The sequence below is a fragment of the Acinetobacter sp. 1294243 genome (assembly GCF_000588015.1).
Taxonomy (GTDB): Bacteria; Pseudomonadota; Gammaproteobacteria; order Pseudomonadales; family Moraxellaceae; genus Acinetobacter; species Acinetobacter pittii.
This window is the reverse complement of record NZ_JFXG01000044.1, coordinates 1-2,047: the sequence shown is the minus strand read 5'-3', so window position 1 is coordinate 2,047 and position 2,047 is coordinate 1. Positions and strand designations below refer to the sequence as shown.

Below are 2,047 nucleotides of genomic sequence, written 5' to 3'. Positions count from 1 at the left end.
CAGCATGCTTCGCATAAATATGATGAAGCAGATAATGCACATTCACATCAGCATTAAGCTGATGTGAACAGTTTTTTTAAATTTCCCATTCGTTATTGCAGTCACGGCATTTCCAGTGTTTTTGTGACTGCATAAATGCTTGCATAGACAATTTAAAATCAGGCAAATCACGCCAGAACATAAAACCAGCCCCTACAGTAACCACAAATGCAACTACTGTTGCGATTTGAAGAGAACTACCTGCACCATTGCCAAAAATCCACATAAAGATGCTAATGACTACTAACAGTAAAAGCACAAAAATTGCAGGAATCAAGATAACCAGACTTTTAGGAACGACAGGTTTTGCGCTGTTCACGCCTTGGCTCACAGGCATAATTTTAACACTTTGACATTTAGGGCAACGATATTGCATGAGAACTCCACATTTAGTTTGAATCTATTCTAACGGAAATGTGCAGAAAGAAAAAAATTTGTAAGATATCGATGAAATGCGTTGAGTTAGCAGAAAAATTACTTATGAATAAACAAAGAAATATAAAAAACAGATGATTTATCCGTACACATAAAAATTAAAATAATATTGTAGAGCATGCTAATCTACAGAAAAATGAAGTGTGATTAGCACAATAAATGAGCTTAAATACTCGAATAGGATGTGGGATAAATATAAAAAGGAGAGAGGGACTTGGGTCAACAAGATGACAATAAGTCGCAGCCTACAACGACAGCATCGGTTTTAGCTACCCCAGATACCGCTAAACCGTCATTATCTCGTCGATTACTGCATAAGACATTGCAACATGCCCAAGATGCAGTTGGGTTTGCTAGCGACACGACACGTAATATTGAAGAGGTTGCTGATGCTGCTTTGGACGCACTCGATCAAGTAACTACTCATACACGACGTGGAGTTGTCGGAATGACAAATCTGGCAGCAGGTACTGTAAGAGATATGGTGTCTGAAACCAGTGAAACAGCACGCCAAGTCGCGTTGATTATGGCGCGAACTTTTTTGGGCAAAAGTACCTTAACGTTGTACTTACCCGAAATGTTATTAAATAATCAAATTCGTAAGCGCATTGATCGCTCCGAAATTGATGATATTAAAATCAAGTGCGGCAATGACAGTTTCCAAGTCGAGATCGATGGGCATTATCATCGCTTCATGTATCGTTTGAGTTTAGATTTTAAAGTATTGGAATGTCGTATTGGGCAGGAAAAATTCTTACGCCTACGTCAAATGGATGAAAGTCTTGATGTTCAGATTCGACATGGCGGTACCTTGTCAAATTGGGCTGTGCGCCGTATTGGTCGAGTTGGTTTCGAAGTGGTAAATATGTTGCCTATTCCATCACTCATTAATCATTTGATTGGTGATATTCCCGGAATCCAACGCGATGGGCATCGCATGTGGTTTATTGACCTAGAGCAAGCAGGATTTATTGACTTTATTAACAACCGTTCATGGATGGTTGAAAAGCTTTTAAGTTTGACTGATTTTAGTATTTTACCAGGCTTGAATATTTTGAGAGAAAGTCGCGAGCTTGTGCAGCAGCTCGTAGATCAGTTTGAAATTAGAGGACTACGAGTGCAGTCAGGTCGCCTTGAAGTACAAGTAGGAATTGCGGGTTGATAGAGCATATGAAAAGCTAATCATTGATTTGCTTTTTATTTTTTTAGGCAAGAAAAAAGCCACTGACGTTATGCAGTGGCTTTTTAGAATTTGGCGTCCCTACGGGGATTCGAACCCCGGTTACCGCCGTGAAAGGGCGATGTCCTAGGCCTCTAGACGATAGGGACGTTTCAGAGGTGGGCGTATATTAGGTCGATTTAATAAAAGTGTCAAATAGTTTTCTGAAGAAATATTAAAAAAAACAGTCAAGCGATTAAAAATAACTCAAATTGTAGAAAATATATACATTTAGCCTTCATTTTTCTGAAAAGGCTCAATAATTGCCTTTATGACCGACGGATGTTGTAGATACCCTAAAATCTCATGAGGTTGGTTGGCGAAAGTATAAATTTTCTGATTAATAATGGCAGG

At 38.9% G+C, this 2,047-nt stretch carries 2 protein-coding genes, 1 tRNA gene and 1 pseudogene; 1 reads left to right on the top strand and 3 read right to left on the bottom strand.

What is annotated here, in order from left to right:
• Nucleotides 1–76: 76 nt before the first annotated feature.
• On the bottom strand, nt 77–415 hold the full coding sequence (locus tag J655_RS24030) for a hypothetical protein (protein WP_002117013.1): 339 nt from the start codon (nt 413–415) through the stop codon (nt 77–79).
• A 273-nt stretch (nt 416–688) separates the two neighbouring features.
• On the opposite strand from J655_RS24030, the gene J655_RS24025 reads away from it, so the two are divergent.
• Nucleotides 689–1,636 (top strand): hypothetical protein, encoded by a 948-nt coding sequence (locus J655_RS24025; RefSeq protein WP_032052654.1) that lies wholly within the window; start codon nt 689–691, stop codon nt 1,634–1,636.
• Nucleotides 1,637–1,727: 91 nt separating this feature from the next.
• Here J655_RS24025 and J655_RS24020 read toward each other — a convergent pair.
• Nucleotides 1,728–1,803: transfer RNA gene (locus J655_RS24020), tRNA-Glu, on the bottom strand.
• A gap of 121 nt (nt 1,804–1,924) precedes the next feature.
• A pseudogene (locus J655_RS25635) lies at nt 1,925–2,047 on the bottom strand (hypothetical protein); the annotation flags it as partial.

Coding starts and splice junctions, on each gene's coding strand:
- J655_RS24030 (WP_002117013.1), bottom strand. CDS start 415: ATGCAATATCGTTGCCCTAAATGTCAAAGTGTTAAAATTATGCCTGTG.